Source organism: Actinokineospora enzanensis DSM 44649 (assembly GCF_000374445.1).
Classification (GTDB): Bacteria; Actinomycetota; Actinomycetes; order Mycobacteriales; family Pseudonocardiaceae; genus Actinokineospora; species Actinokineospora enzanensis.
Window position 1 is genome coordinate 1 of record NZ_KB894480.1, and the last position, 2,186, is coordinate 2,186.

The following is a 2,186-nucleotide window of genomic DNA, read 5'->3' on the forward strand; positions in this document are numbered from 1 at the left end:
CGCAACAAACCCGAGTCACAGAAGGACGCCAACCGCGCCCACGCCCAACTCAAGACCTGGCGCATCCTCCGCACAGTCCGAGTCAGCCCACGCCGCATCGGCCGACTCGCCAAAGCCATCCACGTCCTACAGCACCACGAACCCACCACAGGATGAAAAGGGCTCAATGAAGGGCCACTATCCGGTAGCCTGATCCACAGCGGCGGGTGGCGACCTGTGGGGATCGTCCTGCGGTCGCTGCGCCGCTCGTGCACGTTACCCGGTAGGTCGATCGGGGAGGCCGGTTCATGGTCGCGACGGTGACGGAGCTGGAGACCCGGCGGACGGGGACCGGCGGCGGCGGGCCGACCGTGCGCACATCGGTCGACACCTTCCTCGATTCGCCGAGGATGAAGACGAATCCGAACACGCTGCGCGCCTACACCGGCGTGCTCGACCGGGTCGCCGCACCCGCCCGACTCGGCACGTGATCACCGATGCGCCAGTGATTCGGCGCCTCGGCACGTCCGGCACGTCGGCGGGAACCGGTCACCCGAGATGAGGTCACATGGGCAACACCGAGACCAACCCGAACCCGTCGCAACCGATATCCCGCCGGACCCTGTTGCAGGGAACCGGGCTCGCCCTCGGCGGCACGGCCCTGATCAACGGGACCGCCGACGCGCACCCACCGGGCGTTCCGGTCCCAGGCCCTGGCAGCCCGGTGCGCCCGATCCCGGTGCCTGAACAGGTTCCGGCTACCCAGGGCTTGTTCCAGGTGCCCGGGGCACGGCTGTGGTACTGGGACACCGGCGGGCACGGTGAGCCGGTGGTTCTGCTGCACGCTCTGAGCGGCAGTGGCGAGAGCTGGCCGTACCAGCAGCCGTATCTCGCCCGTGCGGGGTACCGGGTCATCGGCTACTCGCGTCGGGGGTACGCCAACTCGCCGGTGCAGGACCCGAACGACCCGAGGACCGGCATCGAGGATCTGCACGACCTCGTGGAGTTCCTGGGCGTCGGGAAGTTTCACGTCGTCGGCGTTGCCGGTGGCGGCTGGTACGCGATGGACTACGCGCTCAACCACCCGGACCGGTTGCACAGCCTGGTGATCGGCGCGTGCGTGCTTCAGGTCCAGGAGCAGGACTACCAGGACATGGTTGAGCGGTTGCGGGCGCCCGAGGTCGACGCGCTGCCCATCCACTTCCGGGAGTTGGGCCCGTCCTACCGCGCGATCGACCCGGACGGTGTCACCAGGTGGCTGGACATCAATCACCGGGCCGGGCCTAACGGGATCATCCAGCCCAGGGCGACCTCGCTGAACTGGGCCGTGATCGAACGGCTCACCGTGCCCACCCTGCTGTTGTGGGGGGACGCCGACCCGCACACCTCACCGCCGGTGCAGCGTCTGCTGGCCGGGCACTTCCGCAGGGTGAGCACGGTGGTGGCCAACGAGTGCGGGCACAACGTCCACTGGGAACGGTCGGACGTGGTCAACCCCGTGCTGCTGAACTTCTTCCGGACCAACCGACACTGACCATCCGGGCCACGGGGTGACCCAATCAAGCCGGCGCGTGGTGTGGCCTGCCAGGCACCCACCTCTGCGCGGTCGTGGCCGCGGTCACCCCGGGCCCGGTCCCCGCTGCCGGGCGCGGTGACACGCGAGACCGGCCACCGAGTCGCCTACCTGCCTGGCCTGGCCATGCGCCGCATCGCCGACCGCTACCCGGGCCGCGCCAAAACCGATGCCCGGGCCGCGTTCACCATCGCCGACGCCACCCGTTTCCTGCCGCACACCCTGCGCTCGGTCGACATCGGCGACAACGCCCTGGCCGAGCTGGACGTGCTGATCGGGTTCGACGACGACTTGGCCGCCGACGCCACCGGCATCCACCCCGCCCTCGAACAAGCCATCGGCCCCCGGACAAGCCACCCGGCTGTCCTGGAATCCTCTCCCGTTGCAGCGGACCTGCCGACATCGCCAAGGCAGGCCGACGCAAACTGACAGCGAGGTACACAAGACGAACCAACACGAGCCGCGATCCTGCCGGAACTCAACCATGCTCACTGCCTGCGGCCGTCACCTGCGCGAACACTGTTCCGGTATGTGCAGTCCTAGTGCCGCATCAAGCAACGTCGGCGTTGTAATCGTGTCGCGTGGACGTGGTGTCCGGTGATGGTCCAGGCTTGGCCGCTGGAGGTGGTGGTCG

Annotated in this window: 2 protein-coding genes and 2 pseudogenes; all 4 read left to right on the top strand. The window is 68.7% G+C overall.

The features are described from left to right. Positions 1 to 156: pseudogene (locus tag C503_RS45510) on the top strand (IS5/IS1182 family transposase); the annotation flags it as partial. A gap of 131 nt (positions 157 to 287) precedes the next feature. Continuing rightward, positions 288 to 470 (top strand): hypothetical protein, encoded by a 183-nt coding sequence (locus C503_RS0136955; protein ID WP_018687219.1) that lies wholly within the window; start codon positions 288 to 290, stop codon positions 468 to 470. A 77-nt stretch (positions 471 to 547) separates the two neighbouring features. Next, on the top strand, positions 548 to 1,513 hold the full coding sequence (locus C503_RS0136960) for an alpha/beta fold hydrolase (RefSeq protein ID WP_018687220.1): 966 nt from the start codon (positions 548 to 550) through the stop codon (positions 1,511 to 1,513). An 87-nt stretch (positions 1,514 to 1,600) separates the two neighbouring features. Next, a pseudogene (locus C503_RS0136965) lies at positions 1,601 to 1,986 on the top strand (IS110 family transposase); the annotation flags it as partial. Between the last annotated feature and the right edge of the window lie 200 nt (positions 1,987 to 2,186).

Coding starts and splice junctions, on each gene's coding strand:
- C503_RS0136955 (WP_018687219.1), top strand. CDS start 288: ATGGTCGCGACGGTGACGGAGCTGGAGACCCGGCGGACGGGGACCGGC.
- C503_RS0136960 (WP_018687220.1), top strand. CDS start 548: ATGGGCAACACCGAGACCAACCCGAACCCGTCGCAACCGATATCCCGC.